This is a genomic window from Massilia glaciei, assembly GCF_003011895.2.
In the GTDB taxonomy this organism is placed as follows: domain Bacteria; phylum Pseudomonadota; class Gammaproteobacteria; order Burkholderiales; family Burkholderiaceae_D; genus Telluria_A; species Telluria_A glaciei.
Genome location: NZ_PXWF02000296.1, coordinates 1 through 623 on the forward strand (window position 1 = coordinate 1; position 623 = coordinate 623).

Annotated in this window: 1 protein-coding gene; it reads right to left on the reverse strand. The window is 59.7% G+C overall.

What is annotated here, in order from left to right:
• The coding region (locus C7C56_RS22610) for a CorA family divalent cation transporter (protein WP_307719073.1) at positions 1 to 419 on the reverse strand (419 nt) is incomplete at its 3' end.
• Positions 420 to 623: the final 204 nt, after the last annotated feature.

The window sequence follows — 623 nt, forward strand, 5'->3', positions numbered from 1 at the left end:
TACAGCACGAAGGCCGAGCCCATCTTGAGCAGCTCGGGCTCGCGCTCGGCGCGCGCGCGCACCGCGAGGAAGCCCTGCGAACTGTGGGTGCGCACCGACAGCACGTACGCGGGGCCGACGAAGACGTCGACCTCGCACAGTTGGAGCTCGTCATCGCGCAATTCGACCGTGTGGAACACCACGAACAGCGAGTCGCCGTATTCCTCGATCTTGGGCCGCTGGTGGCCGCGCGTGGCGTCTTCGACGGCCAGCTCGTGCAGGCCGAACTCCTCCTGCATCTGGTCCAGTTCCGTGTCCTCGGGGTCGCTCAGCGCGACCCACACGAAGCAGTCGGGCTGGTCGAGGTAGTCGCTGATGGCCTCGACCGGGATGTCCGACAGTTTCTTGCCTTCTTTATAGGCCACGCAATTGATCAGCATGCAAATTCCATTCTTGAAGCCGTTGATGAGGGCGCGGGGGCGGCGCCAGCCGAGAGCTTACACCAAGCCCGCGGGCGCCCTAAAGTGTATTAAAACTACCTAAAAAATATGCTGGCTTAGCACGCCTTTAGGAACATTCGGTGTAAATGGTAGTATTATTACTCGATAGAACCGTGATTGACAACCGACTTCAGGAGACTGCAA